Raw genomic sequence first — 21,032 nt, 5'->3', positions numbered from 1 at the left:
GAACAGGAGTAGGTCATGATTGGAAAACACCAAGAATTTTCTTTGCATCCACATTTTCGGCGGGCGTTAACCAGTGCCGTCGCTGCTCTGGCTCTGACAGGCGGCCTTGCGGCATCCGATGCACTGGCGGCTGGCTGCGGGCTTGAGCAGGAGAACATTCAAACGACGGATGCGGAGTCCATCTACTGGAATGGTACGGACGAAAAGCCAAACACTGGGGGATATCCGAAAGGCGGAGATGGCACGTGGAACACCCAGCTGACCAACTGGACCAACCACTGCTCCACCTTGGTAAGCCAATGGGATGAAACCAAGAGTTGGGCGCATTTCGGTACAACCGGAGGCAATGTCACCCTGGCCGAACCTATTACTTTCAAAAACCTGTCGTTCGACGTCTCCGACTACGTCATCGTTGGCCCCACCGCCGAAAACAGTGGCAACCCGGCCCTGTCCACAAGAGCGAGGGGCTCTACATCCACCATCGCCGTGAATCCGACGCAGGCTGCACAGATCAACGTCGATATCGAGAGTTTTCGAGCTGGCCCCTATTTCAATCCCGCTACCCTTCTCGTTACCGGTGGCGGGACTCTGATTTTCAACAACGACAAGACGTATCTCGGCGACACCTCTATTGCTGAAGGGACCGGTCTGGTTCTCGGTGGTGCCGGATACAGCTCCACGCTCCAGTCAAGGCATATACATTTGAAGAAGGATGCCTCCCTTCAGATCAATGCTCCTGGCGCGAAGTCGCTCAACTTTACCCAAATAGTCACAAGCGACGACGAAACGGCGAATGTCACTTTCGGCGGCAGAGGCAGCTACGTCGTCACCGGGGATCTCTCGGGATTCCAAGGCGTGACAGCGATCGATGCCGATCTCAGCCTGACGAGTCAAATCGCAGGCGAAATCGAGATCGGTAAGAAGTTGAGCGGGCTGTCAGGTCAGCAGGTCGGGGCTACCGTGTCAGGTACAGGCATGCTCGGCGGATTTGAAAGGAATGTGTATGTCAACGAAGGGGTTCTTTCTCCAGGCAATGACACCGAGCAGGCAGGGCCGGACTTCGGCACCATGCAGATTCGGGGCAATCTCGTATTATCCCCGGATTCAACCCTATTGTTCGGGATAACGCGGCCAGATTCAGCCGACAACGACAAGATCCTGGTGCATGGCGGGATCAACTCGCTGGCAACCAAGATCCGCATCGCCTCGTTGGGCCAGCCTGACAAAGGGGACTATGTCATCATGCAATACACTGGTCCAGATCCCGATACGACACATACTGATGTCGAGCCGACCAACTTTCAGAACGACACCAACTACTACACCGTCGACGCAAAGGACGGCGTGGTGACGCTTCATGCAAAATAAAACGTCTGGTCCCGGGACCGGCGGCAGGTAGCCATTTCGCCCACGGGCGAAGCTGCCGGTACGGGATCGGACTGACCTGCATTGAAACGACAAATCTCTTTCAATGGCGCATCCGCCGAGAAGCGGTTGTCTGGAGTGCCTGTAGAATTGGGAGAACGACCAATGAATATCAGCGCCGCAACTGAAGCTTGCCCTTGCCACTCAACTCCAAGCGAAACGGAGAACGGCTCGCCGTCTGCAACGGCATCGAGACAGATGGGCAGAGCGTCTTCGCGGCTCGCAGGAAGGCGAAATAGCCCTGCTCGTTCGCTCAAGATCGGTCTGATCGGGGCTCTCTCCGTTCTCGCCGCCGCTTCCTACGGTGCAGCCGCCGAGCCGCAGAGTGTGGCCAGCCCACTGGATTCTCATGAGGCGCCGACAATGGAGGTATCGTTGCAGCCCTTCTACTGGAATGGCACGGCTAACAACCCGGCAGGCCCTCTCTGGAGGGGAGGACCTGGGGTATGGAATACGACCAGCGTTTCCTGGATGACTTCCCGCGATGGAGGGGCCGCCGTGCCATGGCCGGCGCATGGCGCGGTCGCCGTCTTCGGCGGCAACTATTACAGCCAGATGCGGATTGATGGCACCATTGTCGTGTCAGGCATCACCATCGAAAGGCCGACCTTGGGCGGGGCTCCAGGTAGCTCGTCGAGTGAAGGCACCTCTTTTACAATGAACACACCCGGAGGGGGGCGTATCGAACTCCCGAGCAAAATGGGAACCCCCTTCAATGTAATGATCACGAGCAGAGACCAAAACGCCGTACGCATTCCTTTCTTCGCTGTCGACATCGCGGACCAGCCTTTCAACCGCCCCTCCAACGGGCCCGCTACTCTGTCGATATCGGGACCTGTTAATTTTGTCGGGCAAAAGAGCTACGTTGGTCGCACTACAATCAATGCCTTCGCCACCCTTTGGCTCACTCCGGATGACCAGTTGGGCATCTTGCCAACTCTGATTGGCGGCGTGAAAGTGGAACCCAATGGAACGCTGTATGTAACTTTCGATGACAGCAAGGGTGACTTTTCCTTTCCCTATACATTTCAGACCCGCGTTTTCGGTGACGCTGCGGATGGCACGAGCGCTCCAACAGTCAACATGGGCTGCACATCGCGCAATGTCGACATGGAAGAGGTCCTTCCTGCGGGGAGGCTCTCGGAGTTTTACGGCTCCTTGAAAATCAAAGCATGCAATCTCGTCTTGAACGGCGACACGGTGTCCGCCTCAATCAGGTTTGTCGCCAACCAACAAGGTAGTGTCGACGAGGAGGGGCCCACTCTCAGCGGAACCGGTACGTTCGGAACAGCGACGTCGAGTCACGATCTTTATCACGCGACCATCAGCCCCGGGGTGCCGACATCCAGCATAGATCCAGCTGCGGTTCCCGCCGTTCCGGGCTATCTGATTTTCAATGGCAACGCTGGCGTCGATAAGGACACGCTGCTGGTATTCGACGTCGGAACGACAGGCCCCGGCAATGGTCTTCCGGGCAATGATCCGCTGATGACAGCAAATAACGATGTTATCGTTTTCAACGATGATTTGGATGTAATTGAGGACAAACTGCAACTCACGATATATGGAGACCAGGTTGGTGACTATACGCTGATAAAGGCAGGTTCGATCTCAACAGTCAATTTTGTCGATAATCCGTTTAGCGTACATGGAAACAATGACGATATGGATTATACAGTAACAACATCTCAAACTGGCGGATATACATACGCAAAACTTAATATTTCTCCGAAGACGTAAATGAATCAATATCTTTATATTCAATAATTCGATAGTCATGGCTGCGTAATCCGGGGCAGGAGTTGTGTTCCGAGCAGCAATACAGGGGTTATTATGCAACCATAGGATGTAAAAATGATGAAAACTCGGCTTTTGCTGGCAGCCGCAACAAATCCTGTAGACGCGGCGTACGATATTGAACGCGGAACTGGACGACATAAAACGAAAGAGGCCGCGTCGCCATGTAGCCAGGCGTTGAGAAGTGCCGGTCGGTCGCCTTGGCGGGGCGCGGGTTATGCCCTTGCCACGGTTGCGGCGATGCAGGGTGCGGCGCTCGCCGCTGATCAGCCGAACCAACTTGTGGAAGAGGCATCACTCCAGCGCTATTACTGGAATGGATATTCTCCGAATCCGGCGGGCGGAAAATGGCAAGGCGGACCTGGCGACTGGGATCTGGTCAGCCCGGATTGGGCAACCAGTGACACCGCTGCGTCTGCCGGAACGTGGCCGCAGAACGGTGCATTTGCTGTTTTCGGCGGATATTACTACAGCCCGATGACGGTCAAAACCGGCATCACACTCTCTGGTCTTGAGATTCAGCAGCCTTCGGCTGGTCCTGCACCAGACAGCCCCTCGACGGCCAGCACATCATTTACGGCGATCAAGCCCGGTCTCGGCTATTTCGTGCTGCCAAGGCAATCGAGCCTGCTCAGCGCGGTCACGATCAACAACACCGATGCGTCGACAAGCCATATACCAACCTTTTCTCTCGATATTCAGGATGAAAGGCCGTCGGGTTTCTTTCCTGCTTTGCCATCCAGGCTGGAAATCACCGGAAACGCCATTTTCGCCGGTCACAAGAGCTATACGGGGGAAACGGTGCTGCACCCGCTCGGCAGGCTTCAACTGATTTCGGATAAGACAACGGGAGAGTTTCCCGTCCTCGCCGGCGGCGTAAGGATCGAGAGCCTCGGGGCTCTGGGCCTTCAACTTGATGACAGCTATGGCGGATTTTCCTATCCCTTCCCCTTCATGACCTCGGTTGTCGCAGATACTGCCGGAACCGCGACAAGAAGAGCTGCCGTCTCGATCAGTTGCGCCTCAAAGACGGTCGGCAATGCCCAGGTCAATATCGAGGACCAACTGTCGAAGTTTGGCGGCATTCTTTACCTCCAGAACTGCCTGATCAATCTTGAAGGCGACACCCTGCTTTCGACCGTCCAGTCCTATAACACACCCCAATCTGACGGCGTCCCGCTATTCACGCTTGCCGGCAGCGGTACCATCGGAATGTCGAACTCAACCCATCAGGCCGCGAAGGCAACGATCAGTCCCGGCCTTCCGGTCCCAGCTGAATATCCGGACCTGACCCCGGGCCTGCTCGGCTATCTGGTTTTCAACGGAGACGTCGGGGTCGACAGCAACTCCGCCCTAGTGTTCGACGTCGGCACGGCGGCAGCAAGCAATGGCTATCCGAATACTGATCCGCTGGTCACGACCAACAATGACTTCATCATGTTCAACGACAGCCTGTCGATCTATGGCACAGCGACAGTCAAAATCAAAGGTGACATCCTAGGAGACTATACGCTTATGAAGGCAAAGAAAATTACGCCTTCCGGCTCACTCGACAACAGTTTCATAGCAAACGGAAGTAATGGAACACTGAACTACACGATAAAAACGTCCGTTTCGGGTGATTATACATATGTGAATCTTAATATTTCAGCGAAGTCGCCTTGAACATGCACGCCGACGCACATCTGTCGTTTCGTGCGGACGGCAAAACCGGGGCATACCAGAAAACGCCCTGCGTCAACCAACCGTGGGAGTTGACGATGCCAAAGAGTAAATTTTCGGAGCAATGCAGGATGGTTTTTCGTCGCCACAACAACAAGGCGTCCGGGGGTATTGCGACCCAAGCCGGTGTGAGATCCGCGGCCGCGGACATGCGGGCTCAAAAAGATGAAATGCCCGTGCTCTGTCGCGAGGGGCATGCGCGCTTCGGTTGGAGCGCATGCCATGGAAACTTGCCGACCCTTACCACCGTGGCGGCATTGTTCGCATGTGGCCTTGCAATGCTGCCGGAGGTTGGACATGCCCAGACGGCACAGCCGGAAACGCTGGCAACGACATGGTCACGGTATTACTGGAACGGCGCCTCAAGCAATCCGGCCACGAGCCCCTGGGTCGGCGGCTCGGGCAGCTGGGACCTGACGCGCCTCCTGTGGGCGAATTCGCCTGACCCCACGGCGGCGCGGGCTTGGCCGTCGAACGGCGCCATCGCCGTCTTCGGCGGCCAATATTATAGCAGAATGACGCTGGCAACCGATATTCATGTCTCCGGTTTCGAGATCCAGCTCCCGTCGCTTGGCTGGCCGGAGGGAAATCCAGCAGGAGATTTTGACGGCACCACCTTCGCCCCGGCCACTTCCACAAGCGGTGGGTCTTTCATAATCCCGCGCGGGAGTAACTTGGTAATAGACAGCACGAATGAGCATCCGAGAGAAACCGTTTTCAGCGTGGATATCGCGGATGCCGCCATGGAAGGCTTCTTTCCGCCAGCGCCATCAACCGTGGAAATCAAGCGCGGCGAGGTCAGGTTTCAAGGGCGAAAGAGCTATCTCGGTCATACCGTGGTCGATCCAGGCGCCCTTCTTACTCTGGTTCCGGACGCCACGAGCGGGACCTTTCCGGCCTTGGCTGGAGGCGTGACACTGAAGGGCAGATCCGCGCTCCTGATCCAGTTCCTGGAGTCGGAGCAGGGCTATCCCTATCCATTCACGCTACCGATTTCGGTCGTCGGGGAAGATCCGCCGGGAGACGACGACGAGGCGCAGGCCGCGTTCGTCTGTGCCGCAGGATCACTTCTGCTGCCTGTAGTCAACATTGTCGACAACCTCAAACAATACCTTGGCGAATTAACAGTCAATAAGTGCGTCCTCAATCTGCAGGGTACAGCAACGGTGCCAGCGACCATTGTCGCCGCGCAGGAAGCCGGCGGCCCGCGGTCCGCGATTTTCACACTGGCCGGCACGGGCACTGTCGGGCTGGATGCGTCACGTCACAATCTGGCGCAGTCGATTCTGAGTCCAGGCCCGCCCAGCCCGGCTAACACCTCACTCTTTAACCAAGGAGAGCCTGGCTACCTTCTCTTCAACGGCGATCTTCTTCTGGATGATGGCTCACTGATCAACATCGATATCGCTCCCCCCGGGACGTCAAACGGTTTCATGGATGGAATGAACTTCGATTATGTCGCCATCGACAATGCAATTAATATAAAAAACGATAATGGACCCGTAAAAATAAGTGTAAATGGAGCTTATGTCGGAACTTATGCCATAATGCAGTCAGAATATATTAATATAAACGACCAGAGTAAGCCTGCATTCTTGGTACAAGGTTCAGACTCACGCTATAGATATACAACTTTCGTAGACGACAGCGGTCCCAATAAGGTGGTTAAGATTACTATTACTCAAAACTAGATTGCCGAAGACGAATCCGGCGGAGGGAGCAAGCCATGGAAGTTCAGTGCCATACAGCGAATGCGCTGACGGATGACGCGCCGGACAGTCGACATGGTCGGAGAGCGCGCAGGCCGAGTGAAAGGCTGCATATGCAGGTTAGTCAGACGACGGCGCCCGACGGCGCAGTCGCGGCGCGACCGCTCTCAGCCGAATTTCGGGCAATGGAGCATCTCAACATAGTGAAGGGTCGTTTTTTTGCACAACCCCGGAAAAAGAGCGGGCGGCCTCATCGTCGGCGCCGAAATGAAGCGCCGGGGCGCTCCGACGGGCGCGTGTTGGACGGAAAGCGCGAAGCGGTTCCAGCCTTGGCGGTCCTGATGGCCTGCGGCCTTGCAATGCTGCCGGAGACTGGTCATGCCCAGTCGGCAGAGCCCGATACGCTGACAACGACATGGTCGAAGTATTACTGGAACGGCGCTTCGAACAACCCGGCCACGAGTCCTTGGGTCGGAGGTTCGGGCAGCTGGGACCTGACGCGCCCTCTGTGGGCGAATTCATCGAACCCTACGGCGGCGCGGGCTTGGCCGTCGAACGGCGCCGTCGCCGTCTTCGGCGGCCAATATTACAGCAGAATGACCCTCAACACCGACATTCATGTTAGCGGATTTGAAATCCAACTGCCGTCGCTCGGCTGGCCGGTGGGGAGTCCGGCAAATGATGGCACCACCTTCGCCGTTCCTCCCGGATCCGATGGTGGAGGATCCTTTTTGATCCCGCGCGGTGGTAACATCGTGATCGACAGCAGGAATGATGAAACAGAGTACACCGTCTTCGTAGTGGACATCAAGGATGCCCCGAACGGTTTCTTTGCGAGAGACCCTTCAACCGTGGAAATCAAAAGTGGCTACGTCAGATTCGACGGGCAGAAGAGCTATCGCGGCCCAACCGTGGTCGACTCCGGTGCTGGGCTCGCCCTGAATACAGATGAAACAACCGGCATCTTTCCGGCCATGGCCGGAGGCATGATATTGGAAAGCGAGAGTAAGCTGGCGATGACCATCACGCAAACGGAAAACGGCGACCCTTTTCCCTTCACGCCGATGACGATTGCGACGGCGAATTTGCCGGCAGGCCCGTCGCCGGAGATCATTCTGGCTTGCTTTTCTAACCCACAAACGCTGCCCCTTGTTAACGTCGGCGACCAGTTCGAGCGAAATAGCGGCTCTTTGTTCGTTGATGATTGCGCACTCAACATGCAAAACAATGCGACTGTACCCGCCACAATCAGCGTTCGTCCGCCAGGCGAAGAGGGCGAGTATTCGTTTCAGCTCAGCGGTACGGGTACGGTCGGGACTGATGTATCGCGTCACAATCTGGCCAATTCTATTCTGAGTCCTGGTGCGCCTACGGACCAGTTGTCGCTGGGTTATGTCGCTTTCAACGGCAATCTGCATCTGGACAATGATTCAAATATCTTCATCGATATTGGAGCGCGAGGGACGTCTAACGGATTCATGGACGGAATGAACTACGACTATGTCCTTGTCGATAATGCTCTATACATAAATAACGATGACGGTCCTGTTGAGATTAGTGTATATGGAAATACTGTTGGTACATATTTAATAATTAAATCTTACTATATTTATATCGAAGGTGATGAATACGGAGCATTCACGGTTGTCGGGAACGATAATTCAAAAGATTATAATGTATCTATCGACACCAGCGGACCCGCATCTCTCGTTAAATTAACGATATCGGAAAAGATGGTTCCGCCAGCCGACCTCGGAGGCGAAGACAGCGAATGAATCGTGACACGCGCCCGACCGACGATACGAGGGACAACCGGTACTACTGGAGCGGTCCGCCAACCCGGACGGCTGCGGGTGGAGGCCTGCGAGGCGGACCGGGAACCTGGGATACGACCACCCCAGCCTGGTCACCCAGTCCCGATGAGACAACCTTGGCGCCCTGGCGCCAATATGGTGTCGCCGTCTTTGGGGGGGCCTACTACAGTCCGATGGCTGTCAAGGGCACGGTCAAAATTGGCGGCCTCGACATTCAGCAACCGACCACCAACGGCTGGCCGCCCGGTACGCCGGCTGGCCAGCAGCACTTCACCTCATTTACGGCTGATGGCGGTGTCTTGCAGATACCGAGTAGCAAGGCCTCGTCCATCAAGTTCAAGAACACGATGCAGGCTTTTGCCGAGTTTCGCGTGAACATAGCAACCCCCAACAATCTGGCCACCAATGTCGAGCTCACGGGAGATTTCGCATTCTTTGTTCCGATGACCTATCCAGGAACAACAAGCATAACCGGAGAGAGCTTCTTCACCCTGTCTGTGTCTGATGCCTCCGGGTTCGCCAGTTTGAACAGCACGGTGCGATTGCAAGACAGCGCGACGCTGAATTTCGACCTAGACAGGACGAAAGGCCCGTTACCCGACCATTTTACCATACCCATGGACATCGAAAGCAGTCCGGCCACAAACCCGAGAAACACGTCGGTGCATCTGGTCTATACCGGTAACGGTAACGACACATTGACTGTCTCCATCGGGGATCATCTTGCAAAATATGCAGGCACACTCCGCGCATGGGGGGTCAATATTTTCGTAAATGGTGCCGCAACGCGGGCAACGCTCGCTCCTCAAACGCCTCCCGCAAACCGTGTTTGCGACTACAGCATTTCAGGGCGCGGGCAGTTCGGAACGCTCGGATCAAGCGGTCTTCCAATGTCGCAGCACGACCTTGTCGGCGCGCGACTTATTCCCGGGATCCCAGGCAGCGAAGGCACGCCTGCAACCGCTGGTGTTCTGCACTTCTCAGGCAATGCCGAAGTGAGAGGCGCGGCGGAGTGGGTTTTCGATCTGGGAAACGGCGCCGACAAAACCTCTAGCATGATTTCTTTCGGAGGCGTGGTGAGGACCTCCGTCCCAATCAAGCTCACGGTCACGGGAGGGCTGGTCGGCCAATATACTGTAGCTCAGGTGGTGTTGTTCCAGTCTGCAATGCTTCCGGCAGATCAACTTTTCACGGTGAGCGGAGACCGGGGGGATCTCAGCTATACGTGGCAATCTGTCGGTGAGGGCGATGTCATCAATATTATCGTCACGATCGCCCCCAAAGCCCAGCCACCCACCGGCAACAGAAAATCAACTGTCACAGAAAGCCCCGCTACAGAGGAGAGGGACAATGGGAGATGATGAGAACACTGCATCGGGTATGCCGATGGACGACGCAAGCAACCGGTACTACTGGGCCGGTTTGCAAAACCGGACAACAGGGGGCGGAGCCGTCCAGGGCGGGCCTGGTGCTTGGAATACCTATACCCCCGCCTGGTCGAGCAGAGTCGATGCTCTCGACTTGAGGGTGTGGCAAGACTATGGTGACGCGTTTTTTCAAGGGCTTTACTACAGCCCGATGGCTGTCGAGGGAACGATCAAGGTTTCCAGTTTTTACATTCAACAGCCGAGCACCAACAGCTGGCCACCCGGCACGCCTGCGGACCAACAATTGCCCACTTCATTTCGAGCCGGGCCAAACGGCGGCGCCTTCCTTCTCCGGAGAGGCAACGCAGTGAGGCTCTCGAACGCGATGAACGAGCACCTAACGTATGAGGTGGATATACAGGACTCGCCGGACGACCCCACCGAAGTCCAGATTTTGGGTAAGGTAACCTTCGCTTTTCCAATGACCTATAAAGGACACACGGTCGTCCGTGGAGAAAGTGAACTCGTTCTTTCTTCGTCCGCGTCGGGTTTCGCCGCTTTGCGAGGAGGCGTGATTGTGGAAGATAACGGAGTATTGACACTTAATCTTGACAGGACGAAAGGTCCGTTACCTGACCAGTTCACCATCCCGATGGATATTGTCAATGGCAATGTCGATGCCGGAGAACCGAACCAACGGGCGGTGAATATACTCTACAACGACATCGACAACGGGACGTTGCGAGTGTTCGCCGAGGACAAGCTTTTAGCATATGACGGCACTCTCCGCGCGTTCAGAGCCAACATCACCTTCATGAACTTCGGTACGAAAGCAACGATTGCCCCTTATCAAGTGAGGGATGACGCCAATTGCAATTTCGGCATTTCAGGGATTGCGACAATCGGCTTGGCTACGATCGAGGGACAGGCAGGATCGACACACTATCTTGGCGGCGCGCAAGTCATGCCTGGGATCAACAGCGGCGTTGGGCAACCGATTGCACAGGGGGCCTTGTTCTTCGGAGGATCTGTAGTGATATCGAGTTACTCTGAATTCATATTCAATCTGGGAACGAGTGCGCCTAACGAACACAGCATGGTCGCGATCCAGGAAACACTCACTACCTATGTCTCGATAGCACTGACGATCAAGGGAGGACTGCCAGGCGAGCAGTATTTGGTCATGACTGCACAACGCTTCACGTCACCAAATATGGTGGCTGGCGCTTATTTCACGGTGAGTGGTGATCAGGAAAACTGCGACTATACGTGGGAATCCTCCAGCCAAGGTGATCGGGAGGGCATTTCTGTCACCATTACGCCGAGGTCGTAAGTCGACCGTATGCTGCCGGCCAGGATGAGAGATCGGCCGCGCCAGTTTGGAGCACCGGACGCTGAGCGAGCATCGTCCGGTGTTCGCGTGTTCAATGCGTCTCGGAATTTGCCCCCCTGACACCGCGTTTTGTTCGGCACTCAGCCTCTCGGCTTTTTACTGGATATCCCCGCACCGCCTCGCCTCGATGCAGCCTCAGGTAAGCGTTCCACTGCTTGACCTGTATCCACTCGCAGCAGGTGTCTGCGCGATAGGCGTTGCGCCACAGGAGTATCGTTCCACGCTGTGCGTTTGCGTGACTGATAGACGCGGGAAATTCTACAAGGGCACAAGTCTTCTGCTGCGAGATGTGGCCGGATTTCTATTGCAACTGTCTTCAAAATACTATACAACTTAAAATTGTATTCGGCAGCAAGATAATACATCCGGGCTGGCAACCCGATACCGGTTCTGCGGGCATTTTGCGGGAAAAATCCAGATCTTCCGCACTGCAATGACGGTGGGGGAAGCGGTGACGTACTGCGCCGTCGCCCTCCTTTGAAGCGACTGCCTCTCCGGCTCCCGGCAAACGGTAACGGCGCCCAATACGCAGCCGAAGATCAAACTGCTTCAAAAGCGGACGTGAGAGACAGCATACAGTATCAACATGTGGAACGAAGGAAGAGATCATGACAGTTACACCAACATCCATTCCGCCCTATAGCATCGTCGCTTTTTGCGGGACCGCGGTTCCCGCCGGCTGGTTTATTTGCGACGGCACCAATGGAACGCCGGACCTGCGCAACCGGTTTATTCTTGGTGCATCCACGCTCGACGATGTGAGCGTCAAATCCCAGAACCCGGCCAGCGGCTCCGGATCTGCGCAGCGCTCCTGCCAGGCAACCACATCGCCTGATTCTTCGGCCATAACGGTCGATGTGAACGGGACCACGCTCACTTCAGACCAGTTGCCGCCCCTGTCAGGAAACCTGACGGGCAGCTCCAGCCTTTATATGACCACGAACAAGAGAGCAAAGGTCAAGGATGCCTCTGGCGACGCCTACCTGCTGTTCACCAGCTACAACAATACGCAGCCCACCGGAGAAAGCGACTGGGATATCCAAGCTACCAACATCCTAACTGACGGCGGTGGCAAGGCCCATACTCACACAGCCACGGCGACGGCTCAGGACCACACCCACACCGTCGATACAATCGGGCCATATTATATCCTCTTCTTCATCATGAAAGCTCCTATCGAGGGCGATAACTAACCCGTCTGGCGGATTTGAAGTCAGACTTCTTCAACCGCGTGCTAGAGCATTTCCCGATCAAATAGGTTCATAGCCTGCCGCTTCGAAGTAATTCTGGCATTCAGTCGGGGAGAAAGCCTGGATTGCTTCGCCGATCTTGTCCCAAGGTCGGCGGCGGTCCGGCAGGCAGAGGCATTGAGGGTAGCCTCGAGCTTCGAAAAGGCCATCTCGATCGGGTTGAAGTCAGGGCTGTAGGACGGCACAAAAAGCAGACGCGCTCCGGCCGCCTAGATGACCTCACGCACGAAGGCGACTTTGTGGACCGGCAGATTGTCCATGACGACGATATTGCCGGCCGCCAATCTCGGGGTCAGGACAAGATTTGTTCCCACAGACACGTTAAGGCCGAACGGAATGTGAAATCATGCGGCTTGGTGGATTTTTCCGGAAAGTCTGCACCCCTACCGAAGACAGGTTGCGAATGATGAGCGACTGGCTTTACGAAAACCTCGCCGGGCGTTAAACCCGGCCTGCTGTCTTGTCCGTCCTCGAATGGTTTTGAACTGCTCTTGTTCCGACCCCTTTCGGGCGTATTCGAGTTTAGCTTGGGCGGCGCAGGTGATGCCGTTCGCAGGTCACATACGAACCCCTTCCCTGCCCGCCCTTTTTTGAAGGCTGAGAAAGGGCCGGCCCCTATTCTTCGCTGAAACGCTCTGGGCGGAAAGCTGCGAGCATCGGATGCTCCCGTCCGGTTGCAATTTCATAGGAGAGCAATTCGCCCGCGACCAGGCCAATCGTTGCGCCGCTGTGGCTAAAGGCCGCATAGCAGCCGGGAACCGCCTTCATCGCGCCGATCACGGGTTCACCGTCGCCGGGGATCGGCTTGCCGCCGACGCCGATAGAGGCGGCTTCGAGCTTCGGGTTGCCCGCCATCACGCTGGAGGCTTCCGCCAGAAGAGCATCCACGACGGCTGGCGCTATTTCATAGGTTCCATCTTCGCGAACGGTAACGCCCTCATCTGCGGCCCAGTCGGCATCCAGCGAAATCGTGCCGCCGGGCGCAGGGCGAAGGGCGACGCGCGGCGTGTTGAGCACGGCGCGCAATGGATGTTCCAGCGGCTTCGTCTGGATGAGCAGTGCCACCGGCGTGCCGTCGTCAATGGTCTGTCCGGCTTCAGCCGCCATTGCCGGCACGGCAGGACCCGTGGCCAGAACGACGGCGTCGGCCTCGAAACGCTTGCCCGAGACGGTGACGGCGCCGGTCGCGCGTCCATTTTCCACGAGGACTTTGGCAGCGCCCTCATCCGTAACGAGCGTGCCGCCAAGCGCTGCGAACTCTTCCAGCAGAACGCCGATCAGGATCGGCAGGTCGACCCAGCCTTCGCCGGGGTTGAAAATCGCGCCCTGTTTTGCAATTGCCCCCGCGTCGATACCGGGTGTTACGGCGGCCACCGCATCGGGGGTCAGCAATCTGGCATCGTAGCCGATCGAGACCTCATACTGATAGACATCCTCGATCGCATTGTCCGGCCCGTCTTCATCCCAGGTCAGGCCGCCGTCAAAACGAAGCCAGTCGACGTCAGGCAGGCGGGCGGCAAGCGTTCTGTAACGATCCACACCCGCCATGCGCAGCCGGTGATAGGGTTGGGAGCGCATGCGCGACGAATTCAGCCAGGAGAGCGAGCGTCCCGATGCGCCATTGGCGGCAGGGCCGTCGTTGACGATGGTGACGCGAACGCCGCGACGGGCCAGCTCCAAGCCGGTGGAAACCCCCAAAATGCCTGCGCCAATGATGACGGTGGAAGAAACGGCAGTCTTTTTCATGATCGTTCGTCTTTCAGTTTTCGAAGGATTGTGTGTCGCGTCACGGCGTTTCCCAATGACCGCTCTCGGCAGAGCGGAAGAGAGCGTCGATAGCCTTCATATTGGCGACCGCATCAGCCAGTCCGGTTTCCAGCGGCGTGCCGGAAAGCACCGCTTTGGCAAAAGCGTCGGTTTGAAGTCCGTATTGATCGACAGGTTCAAACGAGAGCGTCTCCGCACCGCCGCCGGTCAGATCGCGTCCGTCGTCGATGACAAGGCTGGCGGCCATGTCAGGTGGCGCATTGAACGGCACGGGCATTTCGATGCGGCCGCGCGTTCCAAGCACAGTCACCTTCTGGGTCAGCGCAAGCTGGGTGGAACAGGTAAAGGCGAGTTGTCGTCCGCCGGGAAACTCGAGAAGACCGCTTGTCAGCCGGTCAGTGCCGAATTTCGGGTCCTTGTCGACAAGCGCGATGACTCGAAGGGGTTCCGCGCCGAACAGATAGCGGGCCGTGTTGATGGCATAGCAACCGACATCGAGCAGACCACCGCCGCCGATATCGCGCTGGTTGCGGACATTGCCGGGATCGTCGAGGAAATACGAAAATATGGTCTGAATGGCGCGCGGCTCGCCGATGCGGCCGTCCTTTGCCAGCGCCAGCGCGGCGTTCCATTGCGGATGGTGCCGCACCATGAAAGCTTCGGCGACCGGGAGACCTGATTTCCTCTGCGCTGAAAGCAGCATCGCGGCTCCATCAGCGCCGAGCGCCACCGGCTTTTCGCACAGAACGGGCTTTCCGTGTTCCAGAGCCTTCAGCGTCATCGGGACATGCAGATGATTGGGCAGTGGATTGTAGATGGCGTCGATATCGGGATCTGCCATCAAGGCCTCGTAATCCCCGTAGACCTTGGCAATGTTGAATCGTGCGGCCGCGGCCTCCGCCCTTGCCAGCGACCGCGAGGCAATAGCTGTAACACGACCGGTCTTGCCGGCCTCAATGGCGGGAATGACACTCTTGATCGCGATATTCGCGCAGCCGAGAATACCCCAGCGAAGGGTTCTGTCCGTCATTCTGGCTTCTCCTGTTTCAAAGGACTTCGGCGAGGAAGCGCTGCAGGCGCGGGTTTTGCGGATTGTCGAAGATGGCTTCCGGCGAACCGGCTTCCACCACCTTTCCTTCATCCATAAACACAACCTGATCGGCGACGCGGCGGGCGAAGCCCATTTCATGGGTCACCACGACCATGGTCATGCCCTGTTCGGCGAGACTGGCCATGAGGTTCAGGACGCCCTTCACCAGTTCCGGATCGAGCGCGCTCGTCACCTCGTCGAACAGGATGACTTCCGGCTCCATGGCAAGCGCGCGGGCAATGGCGACGCGCTGCTGCTGACCGCCGGAAAGCCCGTTGGGGCGGTGATGCTGACGCGCGGCAAGGCCGACATCGGCCAGACGAGTCCTGGCAATCTGCTCGGCGTCCGCCTTTGCCAAACCCTTGATCTTGGTAAGCGCCAGCATGACGTTTTCAAGTGCGGAGTGGTCGGGAAACAGATTGAAATGCTGGAACACCATGCCGATACGTCTGCGAAGCTGCTCAGGCTTCATTGCCAGCGTGCTTTCTCCATCCAGAAGGACGTCGCCGCTCTTGATTTCGACCAGACGGTTCAGGCAACGAAGCAGGGTCGATTTGCCTGAACCCGACGGGCCGATGACGCAGGTAACGCTGCCGGGCGAAACGGTGAGGTTGACGCCCTTCAGCACCGCAAAATCGCCATAAGCCATATCGAGATCGCGCACCTCAAGGCTGCCGCCATCAAAGCGCGTGCGGCTTGCGGTCTCATTTGCGCTGTCCAGTTCGCTGACCTCCTGCAAACCACTTGTCGCGGCTGAAGGACGTTTTTTGCCGGTGCGCAGGCGTACGTCGATATAGTTGACCGTGTGGGTGAGCGGCACTGTGATTATCAGATAAAACGCGCCGGCCAGAAGCAGCGGCGACAGATTTCCGGTAACCACGGCTTGATCCTGACCGACACGAAAAATCTCGCGCTCGGAGGCCAGGAGACCGAGAAAATAGACAAGACTGGAGTCTTTCACATTGCCGATGAACTGATTGACCAGGGCTGGCAGAACCCTGCGGACACCCTGTGGGATCACGATAAGACGCATGCCCTGGCGATAGCTCATGCTGAGCGCCCGGCAGGCTTCCATCTGTCCCTGCTCGACGCTTTGAATGCCGGAGCGAAAGATCTCGCCGATATAGGCGCCGGCGATCAGGCTGAGAGCCAGAATGCCCAATGGATAGGGCGATGGCCCGAAAATCTCGCGTCCGATACGGGCAAAGCCCTGGCCGATCAGCAGAATGGTGACGATGGCCGGCAGGCCGCGGAAGATGTCGGTGTAAATGCGGGCGGGAATGCGCAGCCAGCGCGAGCGCGAAATCCCCATAACGGCAAGCACCATGCCCAGGATGACGCCCAGCACCGTGGAGGCCGCGGCCAGAATGAGGGTGTTCTTCAACCCGACTGTTATCATTATCGGCAGCACTTCGGCCATGGCATGCCAGTCGAGAAAACTGCGACGCATGTTTTCAAGCCAATCCATCAGGCAGTTCCTTTTTCGAAGGAAAATTGGTCAGGTCCGGCGGATAGCGCCGCCGGACCGTTATTGCTTTCAGGGCTTGGGCAGGTATTCTTCCGGCATCGGAGAGCCGGGAAACCACTTCTCATAAAGCGTTTTCCATGTGCCGTCCTGCATGGCGGCGTGCAGGCCTTCGTTCAGCGCTTCGAGCAATGCGGTGTTGCCCTTGCGAACCACAAAGCCCGCCGGTGCATCGAAGCTCGGGATATTGACCGTGACCTTCAGGTCCGGATAGCGGGTCGTGTAATCCTTGGCGGCTTCGTAATCGAGAAAATGCGCATCAACCGTGCCGTTGTTCAGACCAGCGACTGCGGAATTGTTGTCGGGAAATTTCACAAGATCGGTATCGGTGAAATTCTTCTGGGCGTAAATTTCCTGAAGCGTGCCCTGCACGACGCCAAGGCGCTTGCCCTTCAGCCCCGCAGCATCGGTAATATCGGCCTCGGGAGTGAGGATGGAAAGGTAGCCTGCGAGATAGCCATCGGAGAAATCAACGGTCTCCTTGCGTTTGTCCGTGGTGCCGATGGCGGCGACGGCCAAATCGAAGCGACCGTTGGCCACGGACGGCATGAGCGCCGAAAAATCCTGACCGGTGAAGATCACCTGATCCTTCGCAAAGCCCATCCGCTCGGCGACATTCGTGAAAAGTTCGATATCGAAGCCCGAAAATTCGCCGCTGGCGGTTGAGAATGCGTACGGCTTGGCATCGCCCATCGTTCCCACGCTGATCGTGGAAGGGTCTATCAGATCATAGGGATTGTCTTCGGCCATAGCCGAACCGGCAAGACCGAGGGCGACAAACGCCGCTGCCGCGCCTAGCCGCACTGCGGGACGAGCAATCGAATGGAAAAGTTTCATGGGGCTGTTCTCCTTCTCTGGTGGTATTTTCATGACTTTCTTCAGGACGCAGAAGCTCACTTGCCGGAGAAGCTCAACTCTACCGACCAGATTGCAACGTCTTGAATAATGAATTCACTATCTTTAAGAGACCGGTCTCTTATCGATTGAGACCGGTCTCTTTGCTTTTTGTCAATTGTTATCTTCTGATTTGCCAGTCGTCAATATCTCTTATAAGGCTAATAATCATGGCCCCAGAACCAAACAGATATTCATCAGTCACCGTCGCCGATGTTGCGCGCAGCGCCGGCGTTTCCAAGGCAACCGCGGCGCGGGTGCTTGGGGGTTACGGCACGGTGAGCGACCGCGTGCGCGACGCCGTCATCGCGGCGGCGAAAAAGCTCGACTATCGGCCCAACGAACTTGCCCGCAGCATGACGACCGGCCGATCAGGCACAATCGGCGTTGTTGTCGGCGATATCGAAAACCCGTTCTTCAGCCAGGCAATGCGCGGCATAACAGATGTGGCCAGACTTGCCGGTTTCACCGTTATCCTGATGAATTCAGGCGAGAACGTTGACGCTGAAAAGGATGCCATTCGCACATTGCTTGCCAAACGGGTGGATGGATTGATCGTTTCTTTGGCGCGGGAAAGCGAAGCCGATCATCTGCAGGAGATATTGCGCTCCGGTCGTCCACTCGCGTTGCTTGACCGTGGCAGCTCGCTTCTCGATGTCGATACGGTGATTGCCAATGATCGGGATACGGCAAGAGACGTGACCAAACGGCTGGTCGCGCTGGGTCACCGCCGCATTGCCTATCTGACGGCCTGCGACACAGCGGATCACACGTTTAACGATCCGGCGGACATCCAGACAGGCTCCGTTCGCAGGCGCATCGAAGGCTATCTCGATGTCTGTCGGGATGCCGAAATTCCTGAAGCGGAAAAATGGGTGCGCGTCGGCGCCATTTCGCCCGAAGCCACAGAGGCCATCGTCTCCGAGCTGCTTCAGGCTCCAGTTCGCCCCAGCGCCATCATCGCATCCGACAGCGTGATCGGGCTCGCCGCTTTCAAGGCCAGCCGTGCGCTCGGCCTGAAGCTTCCCCGGGATCTGTCGCTCATCTCGTTTCATGACGCTGACTGGACCTCCGTCACCTCGCCGCCCGTCACCGTCGTGCGACAACCCGTCTATCAACTGGGCGAAGCAGCGGCCAAATTGATGGTGGAACGGCTGACAGGCGACGCAAAAGGCCCAACGCGTCGCGTCGTCCTGCCGATGTCGCTGATCGAGCGCGACTCGGTCGGCCCGGCGCCGTTGTCAACGCGCAACACCTCCGCCGCCATGTGAAAAGAGGAACTTCCAGGATGCCACGAATTGGCATTGATCAGAATACCAGCCATCTTCTCAACCAAGGTCTTGAAGGGATTCGAACCGATGGCCCGGTGGTTTCTCTTATGTAGCGACATCGATTTGCTAATTTCTCAAAAAAATTGCGCTCCGAAATGACCGGCATTGGGCCGAAGGCGGATTGGCGATGACATTAGGCGTGGCGTGACCTCGCAAACTTCAATACTCCAAGTTTTTAAAGCGCCGCCGGCATTGAACGACTTCGCCGATTTACATCTAAACTTGCCCTGCAATAATTTTTGGACAAGAGAGGCAATAAAAGTAAAACGAAAACAAATATAATGAAACAAATCAGCCCAAAGGGGCCAGCGCTGATGGTCAACAGGCGTACCACGGCCGCACCGACCAAAGGACGATGCCCCGAAACGCAATCTATGAGATCGTCTCCCGCAGAGTGGTGCAGCAGATGGTCATTCAGGACCGCAGCATCGAGGACCCCGAAATCCTCAAGACGCGCAACAAGCATTTGCACCAGCACATCGTGCGCTCCTCGCACAACGTCTATATGATCGATGCGCTGGCGAACCTGCGCATCCATCTCAGCCTGCTTCCCGGCTCGACCTACTCGGTGAAGGGGCGCTTGCTGCAGGCGCAGGACGAACACGAGGCCATTGTTGATGCGGTGGCGAGCCGCGATGGCGAGCGCGCCGAAAACGCCGCGCGCCAGCATGTCCGCTCGGGCTACAGCACCCGCCTCAGCCTGCTGGCCGAAGGCCGCGACTGAGAGGCTCGGTCTGGCGCGACACCACCGGAACTCAACAGCTTTTTGTTTCCCCGCCTTGTCGCAACCGTTCGTTTTGTCTGATCGACCGCAAAAGACGCCGTCCGCGCCGCACCGTCCGCCCTTGCCCGCCGGGACGAATTGCGCTCTTGTAAACACAGGGAAATCGACCCTTTCTTTCGTGAAGCAATTCCGCATTACCACCGGTAGCCGCCACTCCCGGAATTGCGCCAACCGGAGCCTCGCGCGCATGCTGAACTCCTTGAACACCGTCGACCTGAACCTGATCAAGGTTCTGAACGCGATCGCCATCAAGGGGCAGCTGACCGCCGCCGGCGAGATGATCGGCCTGTCGCAGCCCGCCATGAGCCACGCGCTGAAGCGGTTGCGCAGCATTTTCGGAGACGAGCTGTTCCACCGCACCTCCACCGGGCTGCAGATGACCGGCACCTGCCAGCGGATCATGCCGAGCGTGCGCAAGATCATGGCCGAATGCGAACATGTTTTCGTCTCCGGCGGGATTTTCGATCCGGCCGAAAACGCGCAGGTCTTCCGCATCGGCATGAACGATTACTTCTCGGTGGTGCTGCTGCCGCCACTGATCCGGCGCATGCGGGAGCTTGCGCCCAATTCCAGCGTCGAGGTGCTGCACACGCCCCGCACGGCCACCAATCCGCGTTCGCAGAACCGCACATTCGTCCAGGACTATCTCGATGACGGGATCATCGACCTGGCGGTGATGACCGCCGACAAGTTCGCGTCCCGCTTCATCTGCCAACCGCTGTTCAACGAGGAGCGGGTTTGCATCATGGCGGCAGACAACCCCGCCAATGACGCGCCCCTGACGATGGAGCGTCTCCTGAGCATGGGTCATGTCAAGGTCAGTTCCGACCCGAGCCGGCGCGGCTGGTTCGACGAAAAGCTCGATGCACTCGGGGTCGAACGGCAGGTGGTCGCCACCGTTCCGCATTTTTCCTCCGCCGTGTCGATCGTCGCGCAGAGCGATCTCGTTGCGATCATGCCTGCCAGCGTGGCGCGGCTGTTTGAATCCGCCCATGCGCTCGCGCTGCATCGCCCGCCCTTTCTGGTCGAACCGCAATCGACAAGCATGATCTGGCTGCGCAGCAAGCAGGAAGACAGCGCCCAGCTATGGCTGCGCACCCAGATCGAGGAGTGCTTCCGTTCCGACCCGGAGGGAGAACCGCCCGCTGAATAGGGCGGTTCCGC

At 57.2% G+C, this 21,032-nt stretch carries 15 protein-coding genes and 1 pseudogene; 11 read left to right on the top strand and 5 right to left on the bottom strand.

The genetic code is table 11. The features are described from left to right. Positions 1-15 precede the first annotated feature (15 nt). The 8 genes from V6765_RS03575 to V6765_RS03540 all read left to right on the top strand — a co-directional run bounded on the left by V6765_RS03575 (position 16) and on the right by V6765_RS03540 (position 12,420). Positions 16-1,368 carry a hypothetical protein gene (locus tag V6765_RS03575; protein WP_448426495.1) on the top strand — a complete coding sequence of 451 codons (1,353 nt, stop codon included), beginning with the start codon at positions 16-18 and terminating at the stop codon, positions 1,366-1,368. A 162-nt stretch (positions 1,369-1,530) separates the two neighbouring features. Beyond that, on the top strand, positions 1,531-3,165 hold the full coding sequence (locus V6765_RS03570) for a hypothetical protein (RefSeq protein WP_448426493.1): 1,635 nt from the start codon (positions 1,531-1,533) through the stop codon (positions 3,163-3,165). Positions 3,166-3,279: 114 nt separating this feature from the next. Then, on the top strand, positions 3,280-4,887 hold the full coding sequence (locus V6765_RS03565) for a hypothetical protein (protein WP_448426492.1): 1,608 nt from the start codon (positions 3,280-3,282) through the stop codon (positions 4,885-4,887). Between the two features lie 95 nt (positions 4,888-4,982). After that, positions 4,983-6,635, top strand: a complete 1,653-nt coding sequence (locus V6765_RS03560) for a hypothetical protein (RefSeq protein ID WP_448426491.1) — start codon at positions 4,983-4,985, stop codon at positions 6,633-6,635. A 35-nt stretch (positions 6,636-6,670) separates the two neighbouring features. After that, on the top strand, positions 6,671-8,428 hold the full coding sequence (locus V6765_RS03555; protein WP_448426490.1) for a hypothetical protein: 1,758 nt from the start codon (positions 6,671-6,673) through the stop codon (positions 8,426-8,428). A 155-nt stretch (positions 8,429-8,583) separates the two neighbouring features. Beyond that, on the top strand, positions 8,584-9,828 hold the full coding sequence (locus V6765_RS03550; RefSeq protein WP_448426489.1) for a hypothetical protein: 1,245 nt from the start codon (positions 8,584-8,586) through the stop codon (positions 9,826-9,828). Beyond that, positions 9,818-11,167 (top strand): hypothetical protein, encoded by a 1,350-nt coding sequence (locus V6765_RS03545; RefSeq protein WP_448426487.1) that lies wholly within the window; start codon positions 9,818-9,820, stop codon positions 11,165-11,167. The genes V6765_RS03550 and V6765_RS03545 overlap by 11 nt, the downstream gene beginning before the upstream one ends. Positions 11,168-11,835: 668 nt before the next feature. Next, positions 11,836-12,420 carry a hypothetical protein gene (locus tag V6765_RS03540; protein WP_448426485.1) on the top strand — a complete coding sequence of 195 codons (585 nt, stop codon included), beginning with the start codon at positions 11,836-11,838 and terminating at the stop codon, positions 12,418-12,420. Between the two features lie 57 nt (positions 12,421-12,477). Here V6765_RS03540 and V6765_RS03535 read toward each other — a convergent pair. The 5 genes and pseudogenes from V6765_RS03535 to V6765_RS03515 form a co-directional block, all read right to left on the bottom strand. Next, positions 12,478-12,773: pseudogene (locus tag V6765_RS03535) on the bottom strand (transposase); the annotation flags it as partial. 319 nt (positions 12,774-13,092) lie between these two features. Beyond that, positions 13,093-14,223, bottom strand: a complete 1,131-nt coding sequence (locus tag V6765_RS03530) for an NAD(P)/FAD-dependent oxidoreductase (RefSeq protein ID WP_448426483.1) — start codon at positions 14,221-14,223, stop codon at positions 13,093-13,095. 40 nt (positions 14,224-14,263) lie between these two features. Further along, positions 14,264-15,274: a Gfo/Idh/MocA family protein gene (locus V6765_RS03525; protein ID WP_448426482.1), complete on the bottom strand. Its 1,011-nt coding sequence runs from the start codon at positions 15,272-15,274 to the stop codon at positions 14,264-14,266. A gap of 16 nt (positions 15,275-15,290) precedes the next feature. Beyond that, positions 15,291-16,802 carry an amino acid ABC transporter permease/ATP-binding protein gene (locus V6765_RS03520; RefSeq protein ID WP_448426480.1) on the bottom strand — a complete coding sequence of 504 codons (1,512 nt, stop codon included), beginning with the start codon at positions 16,800-16,802 and terminating at the stop codon, positions 15,291-15,293. A 69-nt stretch (positions 16,803-16,871) separates the two neighbouring features. Beyond that, the gene (locus tag V6765_RS03515; protein WP_448426478.1) at positions 16,872-17,696 is read right to left on the bottom strand and encodes an ABC transporter substrate-binding protein; all 825 of its coding nucleotides are present in this window, start codon (positions 17,694-17,696) and stop codon (positions 16,872-16,874) included. Positions 17,697-17,923: 227 nt separating this feature from the next. Between V6765_RS03515 and V6765_RS03510 the strand changes: the two genes are divergently transcribed. The 3 genes from V6765_RS03510 to V6765_RS03500 all read left to right on the top strand — a co-directional run bounded on the left by V6765_RS03510 (position 17,924) and on the right by V6765_RS03500 (position 21,021). Next, the gene (locus V6765_RS03510; RefSeq protein ID WP_448426626.1) at positions 17,924-19,024 is read left to right on the top strand and encodes a LacI family DNA-binding transcriptional regulator; all 1,101 of its coding nucleotides are present in this window, start codon (positions 17,924-17,926) and stop codon (positions 19,022-19,024) included. Positions 19,025-19,439: 415 nt separating this feature from the next. Further along, on the top strand, positions 19,440-19,808 hold the full coding sequence (locus V6765_RS03505) for an FCD domain-containing protein (RefSeq protein WP_448426477.1): 369 nt from the start codon (positions 19,440-19,442) through the stop codon (positions 19,806-19,808). 247 nt (positions 19,809-20,055) lie between these two features. Next, a complete protein-coding gene (locus tag V6765_RS03500; RefSeq protein WP_448426476.1) occupies positions 20,056-21,021 on the top strand; it encodes a LysR family transcriptional regulator in 966 nt (321 codons plus the stop codon). The last annotated feature ends 11 nt before the right edge of the window (positions 21,022-21,032 follow it).

This window comes from Martelella sp. FOR1707, assembly GCF_053484265.1.
The sequence above is the reverse complement of the archived record's forward strand: the minus strand, read 5'-3'. Positions and strand labels throughout refer to the sequence as shown.

Excerpts from the sequence above, each read along its gene's own strand:
- V6765_RS03575 (WP_448426495.1), top strand. The coding sequence starts at position 16 with ATGATTGGAAAACACCAAGAATTTTCTTTGCATCCACATTTTCGGCGG.
- V6765_RS03570 (WP_448426493.1), top strand. The coding sequence starts at position 1,531 with ATGAATATCAGCGCCGCAACTGAAGCTTGCCCTTGCCACTCAACTCCA.
- V6765_RS03565 (WP_448426492.1), top strand. The coding sequence starts at position 3,280 with ATGATGAAAACTCGGCTTTTGCTGGCAGCCGCAACAAATCCTGTAGAC.
- V6765_RS03560 (WP_448426491.1), top strand. The coding sequence starts at position 4,983 with ATGCCAAAGAGTAAATTTTCGGAGCAATGCAGGATGGTTTTTCGTCGC.
- V6765_RS03555 (WP_448426490.1), top strand. The coding sequence starts at position 6,671 with ATGGAAGTTCAGTGCCATACAGCGAATGCGCTGACGGATGACGCGCCG.
- V6765_RS03545 (WP_448426487.1), top strand. The coding sequence starts at position 9,818 with ATGGGAGATGATGAGAACACTGCATCGGGTATGCCGATGGACGACGCA.
- V6765_RS03540 (WP_448426485.1), top strand. The coding sequence starts at position 11,836 with ATGACAGTTACACCAACATCCATTCCGCCCTATAGCATCGTCGCTTTT.
- V6765_RS03530 (WP_448426483.1), bottom strand. The coding sequence starts at position 14,223 with ATGAAAAAGACTGCCGTTTCTTCCACCGTCATCATTGGCGCAGGCATT.
- V6765_RS03525 (WP_448426482.1), bottom strand. The coding sequence starts at position 15,274 with ATGACGGACAGAACCCTTCGCTGGGGTATTCTCGGCTGCGCGAATATC.
- V6765_RS03520 (WP_448426480.1), bottom strand. The coding sequence starts at position 16,802 with ATGGATTGGCTTGAAAACATGCGTCGCAGTTTTCTCGACTGGCATGCC.
- V6765_RS03515 (WP_448426478.1), bottom strand. The coding sequence starts at position 17,696 with ATGAAACTTTTCCATTCGATTGCTCGTCCCGCAGTGCGGCTAGGCGCG.
- V6765_RS03510 (WP_448426626.1), top strand. The coding sequence starts at position 17,924 with ATGGCCCCAGAACCAAACAGATATTCATCAGTCACCGTCGCCGATGTT.
- V6765_RS03505 (WP_448426477.1), top strand. The coding sequence starts at position 19,440 with ATGCCCCGAAACGCAATCTATGAGATCGTCTCCCGCAGAGTGGTGCAG.
- V6765_RS03500 (WP_448426476.1), top strand. The coding sequence starts at position 20,056 with ATGCTGAACTCCTTGAACACCGTCGACCTGAACCTGATCAAGGTTCTG.